21 protein-coding genes and 1 tRNA gene are annotated in these 16,419 nt (G+C 65.4%); 5 read left to right on the top strand and 17 right to left on the bottom strand.

What is annotated here, in order from left to right; translation table 11 throughout:
- The first annotated feature begins 43 nt into the window (after window positions 1–43).
- On the top strand, window positions 44–1,375 hold the full coding sequence (astB, locus tag ACORJG_RS04515; RefSeq protein ID WP_427791977.1) for an N-succinylarginine dihydrolase: 1,332 nt from the start codon (window positions 44–46) through the stop codon (window positions 1,373–1,375).
- Window positions 1,376–1,719: 344 nt separating this feature from the next.
- Here the strand turns inward: astB and phhA are convergent, their stop codons facing one another.
- The 7 genes from phhA to ACORJG_RS04480 form a co-directional block, all read right to left on the bottom strand.
- Window positions 1,720–2,595, bottom strand: a complete 876-nt coding sequence (gene phhA / locus ACORJG_RS04510; protein ID WP_427791975.1) for a phenylalanine 4-monooxygenase — start codon at window positions 2,593–2,595, stop codon at window positions 1,720–1,722.
- A gap of 191 nt (window positions 2,596–2,786) precedes the next feature.
- Complete coding sequence (gene rplL / locus ACORJG_RS04505) at window positions 2,787–3,170, bottom strand: 50S ribosomal protein L7/L12 (RefSeq protein ID WP_427791973.1); 384 nt, start codon at window positions 3,168–3,170, stop codon at window positions 2,787–2,789.
- Between the two features lie 55 nt (window positions 3,171–3,225).
- Window positions 3,226–3,741 carry a 50S ribosomal protein L10 gene (rplJ, locus tag ACORJG_RS04500; RefSeq protein ID WP_427791971.1) on the bottom strand — a complete coding sequence of 172 codons (516 nt, stop codon included), beginning with the start codon at window positions 3,739–3,741 and terminating at the stop codon, window positions 3,226–3,228.
- A gap of 338 nt (window positions 3,742–4,079) precedes the next feature.
- Window positions 4,080–4,526, bottom strand: coding sequence for an NUDIX hydrolase (locus ACORJG_RS04495; protein WP_427791969.1), 447 nt, complete (start codon window positions 4,524–4,526; stop codon window positions 4,080–4,082).
- Window positions 4,526–5,527, bottom strand: coding sequence for an inorganic phosphate transporter (locus tag ACORJG_RS04490; RefSeq protein ID WP_427791967.1), 1,002 nt, complete (start codon window positions 5,525–5,527; stop codon window positions 4,526–4,528). The genes ACORJG_RS04495 and ACORJG_RS04490 overlap by 1 nt, the downstream gene beginning before the upstream one ends.
- A 7-nt stretch (window positions 5,528–5,534) precedes the next feature.
- Window positions 5,535–6,191 (bottom strand): DUF47 domain-containing protein, encoded by a 657-nt coding sequence (locus ACORJG_RS04485; RefSeq protein ID WP_427791965.1) that lies wholly within the window; start codon window positions 6,189–6,191, stop codon window positions 5,535–5,537.
- Between the two features lie 94 nt (window positions 6,192–6,285).
- Window positions 6,286–6,684 (bottom strand): winged helix-turn-helix transcriptional regulator, encoded by a 399-nt coding sequence (locus tag ACORJG_RS04480; RefSeq protein WP_427791963.1) that lies wholly within the window; start codon window positions 6,682–6,684, stop codon window positions 6,286–6,288.
- Between the two features lie 93 nt (window positions 6,685–6,777).
- Here ACORJG_RS04480 and ACORJG_RS04475 point away from each other — a divergent pair, with 93 nt between their 5' ends.
- Both ACORJG_RS04475 and ACORJG_RS04470 read left to right on the top strand, forming a co-directional pair.
- Complete coding sequence (locus ACORJG_RS04475) at window positions 6,778–7,389, top strand: NAD(P)-dependent oxidoreductase (RefSeq protein ID WP_427791961.1); 612 nt, start codon at window positions 6,778–6,780, stop codon at window positions 7,387–7,389.
- A 13-nt stretch (window positions 7,390–7,402) separates the two neighbouring features.
- Complete coding sequence (locus tag ACORJG_RS04470; protein WP_427791960.1) at window positions 7,403–7,915, top strand: nuclear transport factor 2 family protein; 513 nt, start codon at window positions 7,403–7,405, stop codon at window positions 7,913–7,915.
- A 151-nt stretch (window positions 7,916–8,066) separates the two neighbouring features.
- On the opposite strand, the gene rplA is transcribed toward ACORJG_RS04470, so the two are convergent.
- From rplA to ACORJG_RS04440, 6 genes are all read right to left on the bottom strand, one after another.
- Window positions 8,067–8,756, bottom strand: a complete 690-nt coding sequence (gene rplA / locus ACORJG_RS04465; protein ID WP_427791958.1) for a 50S ribosomal protein L1 — start codon at window positions 8,754–8,756, stop codon at window positions 8,067–8,069.
- Between the two features lie 3 nt (window positions 8,757–8,759).
- Window positions 8,760–9,191 carry a 50S ribosomal protein L11 gene (rplK, locus tag ACORJG_RS04460; RefSeq protein ID WP_427791957.1) on the bottom strand — a complete coding sequence of 144 codons (432 nt, stop codon included), beginning with the start codon at window positions 9,189–9,191 and terminating at the stop codon, window positions 8,760–8,762.
- Window positions 9,192–9,388: 197 nt separating this feature from the next.
- Window positions 9,389–9,964 (bottom strand): transcription termination/antitermination protein NusG, encoded by a 576-nt coding sequence (gene nusG, locus ACORJG_RS04455; RefSeq protein ID WP_427791955.1) that lies wholly within the window; start codon window positions 9,962–9,964, stop codon window positions 9,389–9,391.
- Window positions 9,965–9,977: 13 nt separating this feature from the next.
- On the bottom strand, window positions 9,978–10,277 hold the full coding sequence (gene secE / locus ACORJG_RS04450) for a preprotein translocase subunit SecE (protein WP_427791953.1): 300 nt from the start codon (window positions 10,275–10,277) through the stop codon (window positions 9,978–9,980).
- A 70-nt stretch (window positions 10,278–10,347) separates the two neighbouring features.
- Window positions 10,348–10,423, bottom strand: a tRNA-Trp gene (locus ACORJG_RS04445).
- Window positions 10,424–10,561: 138 nt separating this feature from the next.
- Complete coding sequence (locus ACORJG_RS04440; protein WP_427791951.1) at window positions 10,562–11,092, bottom strand: pyridoxamine 5'-phosphate oxidase family protein; 531 nt, start codon at window positions 11,090–11,092, stop codon at window positions 10,562–10,564.
- A 102-nt stretch (window positions 11,093–11,194) separates the two neighbouring features.
- On the opposite strand from ACORJG_RS04440, the gene ACORJG_RS04435 reads away from it, so the two are divergent.
- Window positions 11,195–11,620 carry a hypothetical protein gene (locus tag ACORJG_RS04435; RefSeq protein WP_427791950.1) on the top strand — a complete coding sequence of 142 codons (426 nt, stop codon included), beginning with the start codon at window positions 11,195–11,197 and terminating at the stop codon, window positions 11,618–11,620.
- A gap of 59 nt (window positions 11,621–11,679) precedes the next feature.
- Complete coding sequence (locus ACORJG_RS04430; protein ID WP_427791949.1) at window positions 11,680–12,420, top strand: Crp/Fnr family transcriptional regulator; 741 nt, start codon at window positions 11,680–11,682, stop codon at window positions 12,418–12,420.
- A gap of 64 nt (window positions 12,421–12,484) precedes the next feature.
- Here ACORJG_RS04430 and ACORJG_RS04425 read toward each other — a convergent pair whose 3' ends face one another.
- From ACORJG_RS04425 to ACORJG_RS04410, 4 genes are all read right to left on the bottom strand, one after another.
- Window positions 12,485–13,138: an OmpW/AlkL family protein gene (locus ACORJG_RS04425; protein WP_427791947.1), complete on the bottom strand. Its 654-nt coding sequence runs from the start codon at window positions 13,136–13,138 to the stop codon at window positions 12,485–12,487.
- 192 nt (window positions 13,139–13,330) lie between these two features.
- Window positions 13,331–13,450, bottom strand: a complete 120-nt coding sequence (cydX, locus tag ACORJG_RS04420) for a cytochrome bd-I oxidase subunit CydX (RefSeq protein ID WP_003168504.1) — start codon at window positions 13,448–13,450, stop codon at window positions 13,331–13,333.
- 22 nt (window positions 13,451–13,472) lie between these two features.
- Complete coding sequence (gene cydB / locus ACORJG_RS04415) at window positions 13,473–14,621, bottom strand: cytochrome d ubiquinol oxidase subunit II (protein WP_427791946.1); 1,149 nt, start codon at window positions 14,619–14,621, stop codon at window positions 13,473–13,475.
- 25 nt (window positions 14,622–14,646) lie between these two features.
- Window positions 14,647–16,212: a cytochrome ubiquinol oxidase subunit I gene (locus ACORJG_RS04410; protein ID WP_427792961.1), complete on the bottom strand. Its 1,566-nt coding sequence runs from the start codon at window positions 16,210–16,212 to the stop codon at window positions 14,647–14,649.
- Between the last annotated feature and the right edge of the window lie 207 nt (window positions 16,213–16,419).

The raw sequence follows: 16,419 nt of genomic DNA, 5'->3' as shown, positions 1-16,419 counted from the left end.
GCGCCTCCGGCGCCCACCTTCTCCCTCAAGGGGAGAAGGACGCATGAGCGCTGTCGAAGCCAACGCCGACGGTCTGATCGGGCCGACGCACTCCTACGCCGGGCTGTCGCCGGGCAATCTGGCGTCCAGCCTGAACAAGGGCGAGGCGTCGAACCCGCGCGCGGCCGTGCTGCAGGGCCTCGACAAGATGAAGACCCTGGCCGATCTGGGCCTGCCCCAGTTCGTCCTGCCCCCGCACGAGCGGCCGAACATCCCCTTCCTGCGCGACCTCGGCTTCTCGGGCTCCGACGCCCAGGTGCTGGAACGCGCTTGGAAGGACGCCCCCTCCTTCGCCGCCGCCGCCTGTTCGGCCTCGCCCATGTGGGCCGCCAACGCCGCGACGGTGACGCCCAGCGCCGACGCACGTGACGGCCGCGTCCACTTCACCCCCGCCAATCTGATCACCAACCTGCACCGCTCTCTGGAGCACGGTCAGACGAAACGCGCGCTGGACGCTCTCTTCCCCGACGCCAGCCGGTTCGCCGTCCACGACGCCCTGCCCCCGGTCGCCCATCTGGCGGACGAAGGGGCGGCCAACCACGTCCGCCTGTGCCGCGATCACGGCGAGGCGGGCGTCAATCTGATGGTCTGGGGCCGCGAGGCTTGGGAGCATTGGGACGGCCCCTACCCCGCCCGCCAGACGCGCGAGGCGTCCGAGGCCATCATGCGTCGCCACCAAGCGTCCGGCGCCGTCCTGGCCCGTCAGGGCAAGGCCGCCATCGCCGGAGGAACCTTCCACAACGACGTGGTCTGCGTCGGGGCGCTGGACACCCTCTTCTTCCACGAGCTGGCGTTCGAGGACACGGACGCGACCAAGGCCGCCATCCGCGCCGCCGCCGACGGCTTCGAGCCGCAGTTCGTCGAGGTCTCGGCTGCCGACCTGCCGCTGGCCGACGCCATCAGCTCCTATCTGTTCAACTCCATGCTGATCCGGGTTCCGGGGCAGGACCGCCTGACCCTGATCTGCCCGACCGAGACGCGCGACAACCCGCGCAGCCATGCGGTCGCGCAAGCGCTGGCCGCTTCCAACGGCCCGATCGGCCATGTCGAATATGTCGATGTGCGCCAATCGATGCGCAACGGCGGCGGCCCCGCCTGCCTGCGTCTGCGCGTCGTCCTGACCGAGGTCGAACTGGCGGCGACCAACCCGGCCATGCGCCTGACCGACGCGCTTCACGCCCGCCTGTCGGACTGGGGCCGCCGCTGGTATCGCGACAGCCTGACGGCCCGCGATCTGGCCGACCCCGCCCTGCTGGACGAGACGCGCGGCGCGCTGAATGAGTTGACGCAGATTCTGAATTTGGGCGACGGCTTCTACCCGTTCCAGCGCGCTTAAGCCCTTCTCCCCTCGGGGGAGAAGGGCGGAAGAGGCGCTTGCAGCCATCGCAACACGGCCTTCCAATCCCTGAAGTAGATGGGCTTTGCGGGCGTCCAGCAGGCCTTAGCCCGCCCGGCCTTCAGCCCGCGCCATCATCTCCTCGAGCCAAGGCCGTGAAAGAGATTTCAGACGAATTGGACTCTATTTTTCTCCCTCCCCTTCATGGGGAGGGTGGTTGAGCCCTCAGGGCGAAACCGGGTGGGGGCGACTTGGCTATTCAAGCGCCGAGCCAGGATCGCCGCGTCCTCCCCACCCGGTCGCTTCGCGACCACCCTCCCCATGAAGGGGAGGGAAAAATCGCATCAAGCCGCGAAGCGCCCGCCCTTGGCCGCGTAAGACTGCGTTCCGCGCGTAAACACCCTGTCCTGCGGCAGGACCGCCTCGATCGGCAGGGCCTCGGCGCCCTTCAGCCTCTCATAGACCGGGCCGAAGTCCTGCAGCGTCACCGTCTTCAGCGCCTCGATGCTGTCGATGACGAAATAGACCTGCTGAAAGTCGTCGATGCGGTACAGGGTCTTCATCACCCGCTCCAGGTCGAAGCCCAGGCGGTTCGGCGAGGGGTTTTCCAGACAGAAGACGCTCTCGGTCGCCGACGACACGATGCCCGCGCCATAGATGCGCAGGCCGTCCGCCTCCTGCATCAGGCCGAACTCGACCGTGTACCAGTACAGGCGCGCCAGATTCGGCAGCATCCCCAGTGACGCCGCCCTCTGCCCGCCCTTGCCGTAGGCCTCCATATAGGCGGCGAAGTCGGGGTCGGTCAGCATCGGCACATGGCCGAACACATCGTGGAAGATGTCCGGCTCCTGCAGGTAATCCAGCTGATCCGGCTTGCGGATGAACTGACCTGAGACGAAGCGGCGGTTGGCCAGATGGTCGAAGAAGACCTCGTCCGGCACCAGTCCGGGCACGCAGACCACGGTCCAGCCGGTCAGGGCCTGAAGCTTGGGATTGATGATCTCGAAGTCGGGAATGCCGCCTGCGTTCAGGTCCAGCGCCTCCAGCCCGCGCATATAGGCGTCGCAGGCGCGCCCCGGCAGGATCTTCATCTGCCGCTCATACAGGGTGTTCCAGGTCTGATGCTCGACCTCGGTATAGGACGACCAGTTCTGAGGAATGGTCCAGTCGGCGGCGGCGCCTTCCGGCGGTTGCTCGAAAACGTGCTCGAAATCGGACATGGGAACGCTCCTCACGGCTCTGATGGCCTTTCGAGGTAGATTAGCGCGCCGTCACGGCCGCGTCACGCACGGCTGTTGCCGCACCTGTGCGACGCAGAGCATGGCCAAAAGAAAAACGGGCCGGAGGTTTCCCTCCGACCCGCTTCGCTTTGAAAGCTGTCTCTGGAAATCCAGAGGCAAGTTCCGAAATCTTACTTGATTTCGACCTTGGCGCCGGCTTCTTCCAGCTTCTTCTTCAGCTCTTCAGCGGTCTGCTTCGAGACGTTCTCGACGACCGGCTGCGGAGCGCCTTCGACCAGGTCCTTGGCTTCCTTCAGACCCAGGTCGGTGCGGACGCCACGGACTTCCTTGATGACGTTGATCTTCTTGTCGCCGCCGTCAACCAGGACAACGGTGAACTCGGTTTGCTCTTCGCCAGCCGGAGCGGCTTCACCACCGCCAGCGGCGACAGCGGCGACGGCGACCGGAGCAGCGGCCGAAACGCCCCACTTCTCTTCCAGCAGCTTCGACAGTTCAGCGGCTTCCAGGACGGTCAGAGCCGACAGTTCTTCAACGATTTTAGCGAGATCAGCCATGTTAGTCTTCCTTCGGTAGGATGAGGTTCAGAGAGATGTGCAGAGATGACGGGGCTTAGGCGGCGTCTTTGGTCGCGTACGCGTTGAAGACGCGAGCCAGCTGGCCGGCAGGCGCTTGCAGAACGCCGGCAACCTTGGTCGCCGGGGCTTGCAGCAGGCCGATGAGCTTGCCGCGCAGTTGGTCCAGCGACGGCAGCTTGGACAGGGCCTCGACGCCCTTGGCGTCCAGAACCTTGTCGCCCATGAAACCGCCGAGGATGTTGAACTTGTCGTTCCCCTTGGCGAATTCGGCCGTGACCTTGGCGGCGGTGACGGGGTCAGCTGCATAAGCGATGCCCACGGGACCCTTGAACAGGTCGTGGTATTCGCTGCCTTCCTCGACGCCCAGCGCCTTGAGCGCCAGACGGTTCTTCACCACCTTGAACGCGCCGCCTTCCTTACGAAGGCGGCCACGCAGGTCTTCCATCTCCACAACGGTCAGACCCAGGTTGTGGGTCACGACCACGGCGCCCGCGTCGGCGAACACGCTCTTCAGCTGTTCGATCGACTCGGCTTTTTGTGCGCGGTCCATTGTGGTCTCCAGTTTTGGCATTCGCCGTCGGGCTTATTCCCGACGACGGATTTGGCTTAAGCGCCATGCATTGCTGCACAGCGTTCAGGCCGGTCTTAATTGTCCGAAGGAAGCGTGGCCCGCCCGCCGGATACCGGCAGGCAAAAGGTCTGTGCATCCCCATCTCCCCACGGCGCCAGAGGGCTCTCTGGACGATTATGACGCGGGCGACCCCCGCATCCCGAAGTTCTCGGACAGGCATCGTCAGAACCAGGGCCCTGACGAGATGCGGGCTCTATACACGGCCCCGCAGGAAAATCAACGCCCGTGTGGCGCCTTGGGGCGACGGCGCAAACGCCCTACTCCGCCGCACCGCCCGGGTTGAAGTCGCGGATCAGTTCGGCCAGCTCGACCTCGTCCACGGCGACGGCGGCGTCTGCGGTCGACATCCAGCGACGCACGCGCTGGGCGTCCTCGGGCCAGGCGCCCAGCTGGATGAAGACCTCCAGCGGATAGACGCTGGCGATGGTCGCCTGAACACGCCCCGACTTCAGCCGCTTGCCGTATCGGAACCACCCAATGGGCGCGCCCATGACGTCGCCCTGTACCCCGGCCTCTTCATAAGCCTCGATCACGGCGGCCTCGGCGTCGGTCTTGCCCGCCATGCGGTTGCCCTTGGGGATGACCCAGCGCCGCGTTTCTCGCGAGGTGATCATCATGATCTCCACGCCGTCGGGGCCGTGTCGCCACGGCAGGGCCGCGACCTGGCGCGTCTCTGATGACAGGGTGCGGGGCTTACTGGACATCAGGTCAGGAACAGCCCGCCGATGGCGTAGAACAGGGCGCCGATGGCCGCCGCTGCGGGCATGGTGATGAACCAGGCGGTGACGATGCTGCGCGCCACGCTCCAGCGCACGGCCGAAACCCGCTTGGCGGCGCCCACGCCGACGATGGCGCCGGTGATGGTGTGTGTGGTCGACACCGGAATGCCCATGCTGGTCGCGGCGAACAGGGTGATGGCTCCGCCCGTCTCGGCGCAGAAACCCTGTTGCGGGCTGAGGCGCGTGATGCGTGATCCCATGGTGTGAACGATCTTCCAGCCCCCGAACAGGGTGCCCAGGGCGATGGCCGCCTGACAGGTGATAACCACCCAGAAAGGCACGTGAAACTCACCGCCCAGCATGCCGCGCGAATAAAGCAGTATGGCGATGATCCCCATCGTCTTCTGCGCATCATTGCCCCCGTGGCCCAGCGAATAGGCCGAGGCCGACAGGAATTGCAGGCCCCGGAAGACCCGGTCGGCGAAGTTGGGATTGGCCTTGGCGAACAGCCAGGACACGATCAACACCAGCAGCAGGGCCAGCAGGAAGCCGATCGCCGGCGACATGAAGATGGCGCCCACCGTCTTCAGCACGCCGCTGATGACCACCGCGCCGCCGCCCGCCTTGGCCACGCCTGCGCCCAGCAGGCCGCCCACCAGGGCGTGCGAACTGGACGAGGGAATGCCCGCGATCCAGGTGATGATGTTCCAGCTGATGGCCCCCATCAGGGCGCCGAAGATCACCTGATCCGAAATGATGTCCGGCGAGATGATGCCCCGACCGATGGTGTCGGCGACGTGCAGGCCGAAGAACAGGAAGGCGATAAAGTTGAAGAAAGCCGCCCACCCCACCGCATAGATCGGCGGCAGGACGCGGGTGGCGACGATGGTGGCGATGGAATTGGCCGCATCGTGCAGGCCGTTCAGAAAGTCGAACAGCAGGGCGACGCCGATCAGGAAAATCAGGATCAGGAGGGCGTGGTCCATGGCGGTCCTACAGGTGCTCGACCAGAACGCCGTTGATGCGGTTGGCCACATCCTCGAACCGGTCGATCACCTTCTCCAGGTGATCCAGCAACTGGCTGCCGATGATGAAGCCCAGGGTGTTGCCGCCCGTGCCGTCATGGCGGTGCGCCTCATACAGCGCCTTCATCCCGGCGTCGTACAGGTCGTCGCTGCGCGCTTCCAGATCGGTGATGCGCTCGGTCAGCACCACCAGACGTTCGTGGTTCTTGCGCATGGCGGGCAGCAGGGTGAAGGCTTCCTGCGTCAGGGCCGCGCACTGGACGGCGATGTCGGCCAGTTCCTGCATCTTGGGCGAGAAGGCGCGCATCTCGTACAGGGTGACGACCTTGGCCGCCTTCTGCATCTGGTCGATGGTGTCATCCAGCGAATTGGTGAGGCCGCGGATATCGGCGCGGTCGAACGGCGTGATGAAGCTGCGGCGCACGGCGAACAGAACTTCGCGTGCGACCTCGTCGGCCTCTTCCTCATGGGCGACCACTTTGGCGCACCAGTCTGCGGTCTCGGGACCGCCGTCCATCATGTGCCGGAGGGCGTCCGCGCCCTTCGACAGCGACTGCACATGCGCGTCGAACAGCCGGAAAAAATTGTCTTCCTTCGGCAGCAGCGCCTGGAACCAGTTGAGCATGAAGCCTCTCCGATACGGTCGCCGCCCTGGCGCCCGGGGTCCAAGACCGGATTCCGACCCCGCTCGTCAAGTCGTCCGGGCACAGAACGGTGGATTAGACGCCCCGGACCCGCCCATCATAAGCCGCCTGTAACACCGCAATCTGCGCCATCCGCGTCTCGGCCCAGTCGATCATCGGCCGCAGCGACTGCACCAATTCCCGTCCCAGCGGCGTGATCGCATAGGTGACAGAGACGGACACGCTGGCCTCCACCGTGCGGGTGACAAGGCCGTCGCGCTCGATCTGACGCAGGGTCTGGCTCAGCATCTTCTGGGACACGCCCTCAATCCGGCGCTTCAGGGCGTTGAAGCGCATCGGCTCGTCATCCAGCGTCGTCAGCAGCAGGACCGTCCATTTGTCGGCGATCCGGTCCAGCAGCAGGCGCGTCGGACAGTCGGCGGCATAGGCGTTCCCGCGCCCGTCATCACGCCTGTCAGCGCCGGGGGCGGTCACCGCCGGGGAACCTGGTGAGGAAAAAGTGCCTTCTTGCATGACTGATCCCCATAGCACACCTGGTATCTATTGGTAACCAATAGGAGCAAGCCGATGAAAGTGACTGTTCTGGGCGCCAGCGGCCGCGCCGGTTCGGAGATCGTCAAGGAACTGGCCCGACGCGGCCATACGGTGACCGCCGTCGCCCGTCGGCCAGAACGCGTTCCAGCAGCGCCGAGCGTGACGGCTGTGACCGGGGACGTGAACCAGCCCGACACCCTCGCCCCTGCCCTGAACGGCGCCGACGCCGTCGTCAGCGCCATCATGTTCGTCGACAGCGATCCGGCAGTCCTGATAAAGGCGGTCAAGGATGCGGGCGTCCCGCGCTATCTGGTCGTCGGCGGCGCTGGCAGCCTGGAGGTCGCGCCCGGACAGGCCCTGATCGACACGCCCGGCTTTCCCGACGCCTATCGCGCCGAGGCCGAGGCGGGCGGGCGCTTCCTTGAGACGCTGCGCGCTGAACCTGAGCTGGACTGGACCTTCCTGTCGCCCTCGGCGGTGTTTGACGGATCAGACCGCACCGGCGTCTTCCGTCTGGGCGGCGACGCCCTGCTGTCGGACGATCAGGGGAACAGCCGCATCACCTTCCCCGACTACGCCATCGCCATGGTCGACGAGATCGAGACGCCCCGTCACCCCCGCGCCCGCTTCAACGTCGGTTATTGAGGAAGGCGTGCAGATGAAACCGTTCACCATCGCCGCACTGGCCGCCCTCGTCTTCAGCGCCGCAGCCGTTCCCGTCAGCGCCCATGAAGCGGCGCCGGCTCCGGCGCAGGCCTCTGCTACACGCACCCCGACCGAGGCCGAGAATGCGCGGATCGTCGTCGCCTTCTATGATCTGGCCTTCAACCAGCACCGCCCGACCGAGGCGGCGCGGCTCTATATCGGCGACCGCTACATCCAGCATAACCCTGACGTGCCGAACGGCTCCGAGCCCTTCTATGCTTATTTCGAGAGCTTCTTCCGCGACAATCCCCAATCGCGCGCCACCATCCATCGCGTGATCGCGGACGGCGATCTGGTCGCCCTGCACGTCCATTCGCAAGAGACGCCCGACGACCCCGGCCGCGCCATCGTCGACATCTTCCGCGTCGAGAACGGCAGGATCATCGAGCATTTCGACGTCATCCAGAGCGTCCCCGCAACAACCGCCAACGGCAACTCTATGTTCAGCGGCGACAAGGCCGACTGACGGCCACATATCTGCCGTAACGCATATGCTCCCGTCAGTGTTCGCGCCCACCTCCCCTTCCGCCGGGATGAGCGGATAGAAAAGCGCAAAGAAAACGGCCCCGGAAGATTACTCTTCCGGGGCCGTCGTCATTCTTGGTCGTTCAGCCGGATCAGGCGCCCAGCGAAGCCGGGTCGACCTTGAAGCCCGGGCCCATCGTCGAGGACAGGGCGATGCGCTTCACATAGGTGCCCTTGGCGCCCGACGGCTTGGCGCGGACGAGGGCGTCCACGATGGCCTTGACGTTGGCTTCCAGGGCGTCCTGCGTGAAGGAGGCCTTGCCGATGCCGGCGTGGACGATGCCCGCCTTCTCGACGCGGAACTCAACGGCGCCACCCTTGGCGTCCTTGACGGCCTGAGCGACGTTCGGGGTCACGGTGCCGACCTTCGGGTTCGGCATCAGGCCGCGCGGGCCCAGCACCTTACCCAGACGGCCGACCAGGGCCATCATGTCCGGCGACGCGATCACGCGGTCGAACTCCATGAAGCCGCCGGCGATCTTCTCGTACAGGTCTTCGGCGCCGACGTGTTCGGCGCCGGCCGCCTTGGCTTCTTCAGCCTTGGCGTCCTTGGCGAAGACGGCGACGCGGACGTCGCGGCCGGTGCCCGAGGGCAGGTTCACCACGCCGCGGACCTGTTGGTCGGCGTGACGCGGGTCGACGCCCAGGTTGATGGCGATTTCGATCGACTCGTCGAACTTGGCCTTGGCGTTGTCCTTCACCAGCTTGATGGCTTCGTTGAAGGGCAGCAGGTCTTCGGTGACGCCCGTGCGGGCCTTATGGGCTTTGGTCAGCTTAGCCATGTCTTAGCCCTCCACCACTTGAATGCCGATGGCGCGGGCCGAGCCCTCGATGATGCGCGACGCGGCGTCCAGATCGTTCGCGTTCAGGTCTTTCATCTTCTTCTCGGCGATCTCGCGCAGTTGCGTCTGCGTGATCTTGCCGGCGAGCTCGCGGCCGACGAGCTTGGAGCCCGACTTGATGCCCGCAGCCTGCTTCAGATACCAGGTCGCCGGCGGCGTCTTGGTGATGAAGGTGAACGACTTGTCCTGATAGACGGTGATGACGGTCGGAAGCGGGGTGCCCTTGGCTTCCTTCTCGGTCCGCGCGTTGAACTCCTTGCAGAAGCCCATGATGTTGACGCCGCGTTGACCCAGAGCCGGGCCGATCGGGGGCGAAGGCGTGGCCGAACCGGCCGGCACTTGCAGCTTGATATAGCCGAGAATCTTCTTGGCCATTGGTCTCTCCTGTGAATGACCCGACGACGATGCAGCGGGCCGGTGAGCCGTGGTGCGGCATGGCTGCCTTCCACGGATTTGACGCCGAGCGACTCGAAGGTCGTCCAGCGAAGGCGCGCGTTTAACAGGCAGGCCCTGAAAACGCAAACGGGACCGCCCGAAGACGGTCCCGATCTCTGTGTGGCGTCAGCAGCCGATCAGGCGCTGACCTTCTCCACCTGATTGTATTCCAGTTCGACCGGGGTCGGACGGCCGAAGATGGAGACGGCCACACGCAGGCGGGCGTTCTCTTCGTCGACGCTTTCGACCTGACCGTCGAAGCTGGCGAACGGGCCGTCGATGACCTTGACGTTCTCGCCGATGTCGAAGCGGATGGTGGGCTTCGGACGCTCGACGCCCTCTTCCACCTGACCGATGATGTTCTGGACTTCACGCTCCGAGACCGGCAGCGGCCGGGTGCCGCCTGCGGCGCCCAGGAAGCCCGTAACCTTCGGCGTGTTCTTGACCAGGTGATAGGCCTCGTCAGTCATCTCCATCTTCACCAGCACATAGCCGGGGAAGAATTTGCGCTCGGCGTTGACCTTCTTGCCGCGGCGGATCTCGATGACGTCCTCGGTCGGAACCAGGATTTCAGAGAAGGCGTCTTCCAGGCCCTGTTGCTTGGCCTGGTCGCGCAGTTGCTCGGCGACCTTCTTTTCGAAGTTCGAATAGGCGTGGACGATATACCACTTGTGGCGGGGATTGGCCGCCGGCTTGGGCGCTGCATCGGTCATGTGCGCGTCTCCTTTATTGGCCAAGGCTGAGGATGATGCGGGACGCGAAACCAAGGCCCGTATCGACGATCCAGAAGAAGGCCGAAGCGATCAGCACCATGATGAAGACCATCACCGAGGTGATCCAGGTCTCCTTGCGGCTGGGCCAGCTGATCTTGCGGGCCTCAGCGCGGACTTCGCTGATGAACTGGGGGATGGACGTCTTTTTCTTCGGCGCAGGCGCGTCGACGGCCACGGTGGCTGCGCCTTGCGCGGCTGCTGCGGTCTTGGTCCCCGCGGTGCGGCGACCGCCCGGGGTCTTCGCCTTGGCCATTTGACGTCTCTTCAACCTCTGGATCCTGTTGCCCCACATGGGAAGTCCCAGGCGATAACAACAGGGGGAATGGCAGGAGTGGAGGGACTCGAACCCCCGGCCCTCGGTTTTGGAGACCGATGCTCTACCAGCTGAGCTACACTCCTAGTGTCCCGGACAAAGATCAGCGCGCCGTGGATATCCACCCAGCGGCGCGACCCTCGCCAGAGGGGGGCGTATGCCCGAGCCCCACGGTCATTTCAAGGGCCATCTGCGCCGCAGACGCATGAAGTCGCGGATTTTCCTCAGAACAACCGCGCCACGGCGCTCGGCTCATAGCTCAGGCCTTTCACCGCATCATCAGCGTCGCCGATCGAGAAGGCCTGCGCCCGGCTGCGGCCGTCGATCACCGCCACGGCCTTGACGGTTTCGGGCATGATCCTGACCACCGTCGTCTGGTCGTCGCCGGGCGCAAAAGGGCTGTTGTCGGCCGAGCGGGCCTGAATCAGGCCGTTCAGCCGCGCGACCTCGGCCGGATCGGTCACAGGTTCGGCCCGGCCGTCGATGGAGACGCCGACCGCCTCGCCCTCCTGTCCCACGCCGCGCACCGCCACGCCGACGCGCGGATCGGCGATCAGATTCTTCAGCTTCTCGCTGTCGCGGCCGGTGACGAAATAGAGGTTCAGCCCGTCGTTCACATAGCCCAGCGTCGCCGCCTGCGGCCGCCCGTCGGCCCGGTTCACAGCCAGGGTCATCAACGCCTGACTGTCCAGCAGCTTCAGGATGGCGGCCACTGCCCCGCCATGGATCGGGGTGATGCGCGGGGACGGGCTCATGGCGATTCTCCGAGGGATGGAACGGCAGGGTCGACCGCCAGCTTCGGCCCAGCCTTGACGCAGATCAAGGCGCATGGACCCCGCCCCCCTTTCTATGCGGTCATGACAGAGTCCCGTTTCGCGTCCGATGCGCCAAGGCTGGAGGTGGCACCCCTCAATGAGGCGGAGGCCCCGGCCGCCTTCGCCCTGGCGCGGCTGTGGCGGCCTAATCTGGAGCAGGCCCAGTGGGAGGCCTTCCTGTCGGCCTGGCGCGCCGCGCCCGACAGCCGGGGCATCCTCAGCGCGCGTAATCAGCGCGGCGGCATGCTGGGCTTCGTCAGCTGGTGGCGGCAACCGGATCTGGAGTATGGCGAGACGCTGTGGGCCGGTCCCTTCGTCGTGCGCGAAATGGGCGTGCGGCCTCTGGTGCGGCAAAGTCTGGCGGTCGAACTGACGGCTCTGGCCGGTCAGTTGGGCGCGCGGCTGCGCTATGCCGAAGAGGCCCCGGCCCCCGGCGACCTCGTCGAAAGCGCAGCTAGGACAGGGTGACCTATTCGGAATCGGCCCCGGATCGCCTAGAGTGCTGCGCTATCCAGGAGACGACGTTCGTGAACACCGCAGCGGCCCCGGCCCCAATCAATGAGGTGCGTCTGGAGGACGTCCATCCGTGCGCCAGCTGCGGCGCCCGTCCGCTGGGCGTATGCGCCGATCTGAAGGGGCATGAGCTTCAGAGCATGGCCTGCGCCAGCGAGAGCGTCTCGGCCCAGCCGGGTCAGGCCCTGTTCCATGAAGGCGATCCGAATCCTTATGTCTTCAACGTCGTGGACGGAGCGGTGAAGCTGTATCGCCTGCTGCCCGACGGACGACGCCAGATCACAGGCTTCCTGTTCCAGGGCGATTTTCTGGGCCTGGGCGGGCGCGGACCGTCCAGCTTCACGGCCGAGGCGCTGACCCCGCTGAACGCCTGCCGGTTCCGGCGCGGCGATTTCGATCAACTGTTGAACGCCCTGCCTGCGCTGGAGCACCGACTGGTGGCCCTGGCTGGGGATGAGTTGATGGCGGCGCAGGAGCAGATCGTCCTTCTGGGCCGCAAGACGGCGCGCGAGCGGCTGGCCAGCTTCCTGACCCGCCTGTCGGAGCGCCAGGTGCAGTTGGGCGGGCCGGAGGGGCAGGTCCATCTGCCGATGACGCGGCTGGACATCGCCGACTACCTGGGCCTGACGATCGAGACGGTCAGCCGGGTCTTCACCCAGTTCAAGACCTCCGGCCTGATCCAGCTGCTGCCCGGCAATGACGTCGCCCTGCCCGATCCGGCCGCGCTCAAGGCCCTGGGCGAAGGCGCCGCCTGACCCATTTAGGTCAAAGGGATAAGGGGACGCGGCCTGACGTTCCGCGCCCCTCCCCGCATCGGCTCTAGAACTTGCGGCCGACGCCGACCGACACCACCCAGGGGTCAAGGCTGACGCTGCTCTTCAGCGCGCCGCCGTTGATCTTGGCGTCCGTGTCGAACCACACCTTCTTGGCGTCCACGTTCAGCGTCCACGGGCCCGAAATGTTCCAGTCGGCTCCCGCCTGCAGCGCGACGCCGAAGCCGTTGTCCAGATCGACCTCGAAGCCGTTTTTGTCCTTGCCGCTGAAGAAGGCCATGTAGCTGACGCCCGCCCCGACATAGGGGCTGACCGTCGCGTTCGGCGTCGGGCGATATTGCAGCGTCACCACCGGCGGCAGCACCCAGGTTTCATGCACCGCAACATCCGTTCCCGCCCCCTTGGCGCGGACCTCATGCTGGGTCGCGCCCAGAATGGCCTCGACGGCCCAGTGGTCGGCGACGAAATAGGTGAAGCCCAGCGTCGGCATCCAGTCATCGCCCACATCGACCTTCAGGCCGCTGTCGGCCCCGGCGGCGGTGACGATGGCGTCATCGGCCTGCGGCAGGACGCCGGTCATGCGGGCGGTGACGATCAGCGAGCCCTTGCCCACCTGTTCGGGGGCGGCGCTCTGGGCCGAGGCGGCGCCCGCGACGGCCAGCAGACTGACAGAGGCGATAAGGGCGGCGGCGGTTTTCATCGGTTCAATCCCCGACATTCGCCGGGTCGGGAGGAGGCCCGGCTTCGATGTCTGCATGACCGTGCGCCTGCCTCGCCTGCGTCGCCTTGATCCATCGCAAGCCGCTGATATTTCCAACGGTGTGAGCCAAGAAAAATCCCCTCCGGCCTGCGCCGAAGGGGATCTTTCAGTCTGTTCGTCAGACGACGCGGATCAGGGTTCCGACTGACCTTCGTCGCCTTCATCGAACAGGCGGAACTCGTGCCACAGGCCGTTCAGCACGCCGAACGCCACCGCCAGGCCGAGGCCCAGGATCCAGGCGAAATACCACATGGGATGATCTCCTTTCGCGGGATCAGTAGAGGTCGGGGTTGGTCTTCAGCTCAGCCTCGGTCGAACGGCCCCACAGCACCTTGTAGACCCAGGCGGTGTAGAGCAGGACGAAGGGCAGGAAGACCGCCACCACGATCAGCATGATGAACAGGGTCGCGTGGCTGGACGAAGCGTTCCACACGGTCAGGCTGGACTGGGCGTTGATCGAGCTGGGCAGGATGAAGGGGAACATCGACAGGCCGACCGTCGAGATGATCCCGACCGCCGAGGCCGACGAACCGCCGAAGGCCATGGCCGCCGACTTGCGCCACATCCCCAGCAGACCGACCGCAGCGCCGGCGAAACCCAGCACCGGAGCGATGATCATCCACGGATAGCGACCGTAGTTGTCCATCCAGGCGCCCGGCGCCGCCTCGACCGCTGTGCGCAGCGGGTTTGAGGCGCCCGCCGTGTCGACCACGCCGGTGATGCGGAAGCCCATGTCGCCAAAAGCGACCATGGCGCCGCCGATGGCGAACAGCACCAGACTGGCCGCGCCGGCGATGGTGCCGATGGCGCGGGCGCGCTTCAGCACCGGACCTTCTTCGCCCTTGATCGCCAGCCATGCCGCGCCGTGCAGAACCAGCATGGACACCGACAGCAGGCCGCAGATCAGGGTGAAGGGCGAGAACAGGCCCAGCAGGCTGCCTTCATAGAAGCTGCGCAGGTCGCTGGTCAGACGGAAGGGCGCGCCCAGCAGGACGTTGCCGACCGCCACGCCGAACACCAGGGCCGGAACGAAGCTGCCGATGAACAGGCCCCAGTCCCACATCGAGCGCCAGCGGGCCTCGGGCCGCTTGGAGCGATATTTGAACGACACGGGACGCAGGATCAGCGCGGCCAGCACCAGGAACATCGCCAGATAGAAGCCCGAGAAGCTGACGGCGTAGACCTGCGGCCAGGCGGCGAAGATCGCCGCACCGCCCACGATGAACCAGACCTGATTGCCTTCCCAGGTCGCGCCGATGGTGTTGATGACCATGCGGCGCTCTTCGTCCGTCTTGGCGACGAAGGGCAGCAGGGCGCCGACGCCCATGTCGAACCCGTCGGTCAGGGCGAAACCGATCAGCAGCACGCCCAGCAGTCCCCACCAGATCAGGCGGAGGGTGGTGTAGTCGAGGAGAAGTTCCATCTCTCTTTTTCCTTCAACGACCGGGTCAGGCGACCGCGGGCTCGCCTTCCGTGCGGGCGTCTTCTTCGCGGGCTTCCTGCTCGGCGAACGGTCCCTTCTTGACCGCCCGCAGGATCAGGCCGACCTCGACGACAGCAAGCACGCCGTACAGCAGGGTGAAGCAGATGATCGTGGTCCACAGATGCGTCACGGTCAGGCTGGACGCGCCCAGGAAGGTCGGCAGAACACCTTCAACTGCCCAGGGCTGACGCCCCACCTCGGCCAGCAGCCAGCCGGACTCGATGGCGATCCACGGCAGCGGGATGGCCAGAACGGCCAGACGCAGGAACCACTTCGTCTCATGCTTGCGCAGGGTGCACAGGATGAAGGCCGCGCCGAACAGGCCGATCATCAGGAAGCCGATGCCCGCCATGAAGCGGAAGACCCAGAACATCAGCGGCACGTTCGGCACCGTCGACCATGCGGCCTGCTTGATCTGATCCGGCGTCGCGGCGCGCGGGTCCTCGACGTAACGCTTCAACAGCAGGCCGTAGCCCAGGTCGTTGCGCACCGTCTCGAACTGTCCACGGGCGGCCATGTCAGTCGGATCGGCCTTGACCTTCTCCAGCGCGTCATAGGCGACGACGCCGCGTTCGATGCGGTCCTCGGCGACGGCGACCAGTTCAAGGATGCCCTCGACCGGCTTGTCGATGCTGCGCGTCGAGATCAGGCCCAGAACATAGGGCACCTTGACCTCGAGGTGGGTGTGACGGTCCTCAAGGTTCGGCAGGCCGAACAGGGTCAGACCGGCCGGGGCCTCTTCGGTGCGCCACATGGCCTCAAGCGCGGCCAGCTTCATCTTCTGGTTGTCGGTCAGAGCATAGCCCGACTCATCGCCCAGAACGACCACCGACAGCGACGACAGCAGGCCGAAGGCTGCGGCGACGGTCATCGACCGCTTGGCGAAGCCCTTGTGCTTGCCCTTCAGCAGATAGAAGGCCGAGATGCCCAGCACGACCACGGCGGCGCAGACGTAACCGGCCGACACGGTGTGGACGAATTTGGCCTGGGCCACCGGGTTGAAGATCACCGCCATGAAGTCGGTGATTTCCATACGCATGGTGTCCGGGTTGAAGGCCGCGCCGACCGGGTTCTGCATCCAGCCGTTGGCGACCAGGATCCACAGGGCCGACAGATTGGTGCCCAGGGCGACCATGAAGGTGACGAACAGGTGGGCGTGCGGCTTCAGCTTGTCCCAGCCGAAGAACATCAGGCCGACGAAGGTCGCCTCCATGAAGAAGGCCATCAGGCCCTCGATCGCCAGCGGCGCCCCGAAGATGTCTCCGACGTAGTGGGAGTAATAACTCCAGTTCATGCCGAACTGGAATTCCATCGTCAGGCCGGTGGCGACGCCCAGCACGAAGTTGATGCCGAAAATCGTGCCCCAGAAACGGGTGATCGTCCGCCAGATCGGCCGACGGGTCATCACATAGATGCTCTCCATGATGACCAGCATGAAGGAGAGGCCCAGCGTGAGGGGCACGAACAGAAAGTGATAAAGCGCCGTCAGTGCGAACTGCAGGCGTGAAAGGTCTACGACCGCCAGGTCGATCATCGTTCAGGCTCCTGACCGCCAGCCCCCATCGACCGGCGTTCTACCATACCCTAAGACAAAGCCGTTTGGCTCGCCTTGATCCTGATCAAAGCTGGTCACAGCCCCTTGAACCACCGGGCGTTTCGCCCAAAGACCTTTCGCCACATAGGCTTTTTGCCTCATGATTTATTGTCGGCGTTCATATGGGATGAGGCCGCATCGAGC

Origin of the sequence: Brevundimonas diminuta (assembly GCF_050310045.1) — a bacterium.
Lineage (GTDB): Bacteria > Pseudomonadota > Alphaproteobacteria > Caulobacterales > Caulobacteraceae > Brevundimonas > Brevundimonas diminuta_F.
The sequence above is the reverse complement of the archived record's forward strand: the minus strand, read 5'-3'. Positions and strand labels throughout refer to the sequence as shown.

Coding starts and splice junctions, on each gene's coding strand:
- astB (WP_427791977.1), top strand. CDS start 44: ATGAGCGCTGTCGAAGCCAACGCCGACGGTCTGATCGGGCCGACGCAC.
- phhA (WP_427791975.1), bottom strand. CDS start 2,595: ATGTCCGATTTCGAGCACGTTTTCGAGCAACCGCCGGAAGGCGCCGCC.
- rplL (WP_427791973.1), bottom strand. CDS start 3,170: ATGGCTGATCTCGCTAAAATCGTTGAAGAACTGTCGGCTCTGACCGTC.
- rplJ (WP_427791971.1), bottom strand. CDS start 3,741: ATGGACCGCGCACAAAAAGCCGAGTCGATCGAACAGCTGAAGAGCGTG.
- ACORJG_RS04495 (WP_427791969.1), bottom strand. CDS start 4,526: ATGTCCAGTAAGCCCCGCACCCTGTCATCAGAGACGCGCCAGGTCGCG.
- ACORJG_RS04490 (WP_427791967.1), bottom strand. CDS start 5,527: ATGGACCACGCCCTCCTGATCCTGATTTTCCTGATCGGCGTCGCCCTG.
- ACORJG_RS04485 (WP_427791965.1), bottom strand. CDS start 6,191: ATGCTCAACTGGTTCCAGGCGCTGCTGCCGAAGGAAGACAATTTTTTC.
- ACORJG_RS04475 (WP_427791961.1), top strand. CDS start 6,778: ATGAAAGTGACTGTTCTGGGCGCCAGCGGCCGCGCCGGTTCGGAGATC.
- ACORJG_RS04470 (WP_427791960.1), top strand. CDS start 7,403: ATGAAACCGTTCACCATCGCCGCACTGGCCGCCCTCGTCTTCAGCGCC.
- rplA (WP_427791958.1), bottom strand. CDS start 8,756: ATGGCTAAGCTGACCAAAGCCCATAAGGCCCGCACGGGCGTCACCGAA.
- rplK (WP_427791957.1), bottom strand. CDS start 9,191: ATGGCCAAGAAGATTCTCGGCTATATCAAGCTGCAAGTGCCGGCCGGT.
- nusG (WP_427791955.1), bottom strand. CDS start 9,964: ATGACCGATGCAGCGCCCAAGCCGGCGGCCAATCCCCGCCACAAGTGG.
- secE (WP_427791953.1), bottom strand. CDS start 10,277: ATGGCCAAGGCGAAGACCCCGGGCGGTCGCCGCACCGCGGGGACCAAG.
- ACORJG_RS04440 (WP_427791951.1), bottom strand. CDS start 11,092: ATGAGCCCGTCCCCGCGCATCACCCCGATCCATGGCGGGGCAGTGGCC.
- ACORJG_RS04435 (WP_427791950.1), top strand. CDS start 11,195: ATGACAGAGTCCCGTTTCGCGTCCGATGCGCCAAGGCTGGAGGTGGCA.
- ACORJG_RS04425 (WP_427791947.1), bottom strand. CDS start 13,138: ATGAAAACCGCCGCCGCCCTTATCGCCTCTGTCAGTCTGCTGGCCGTC.
- cydX (WP_003168504.1), bottom strand. CDS start 13,450: ATGTGGTATTTCGCCTGGATCCTGGGCCTCGGCCTGGCGGTGGCGTTC.
- cydB (WP_427791946.1), bottom strand. CDS start 14,621: ATGGAACTTCTCCTCGACTACACCACCCTCCGCCTGATCTGGTGGGGA.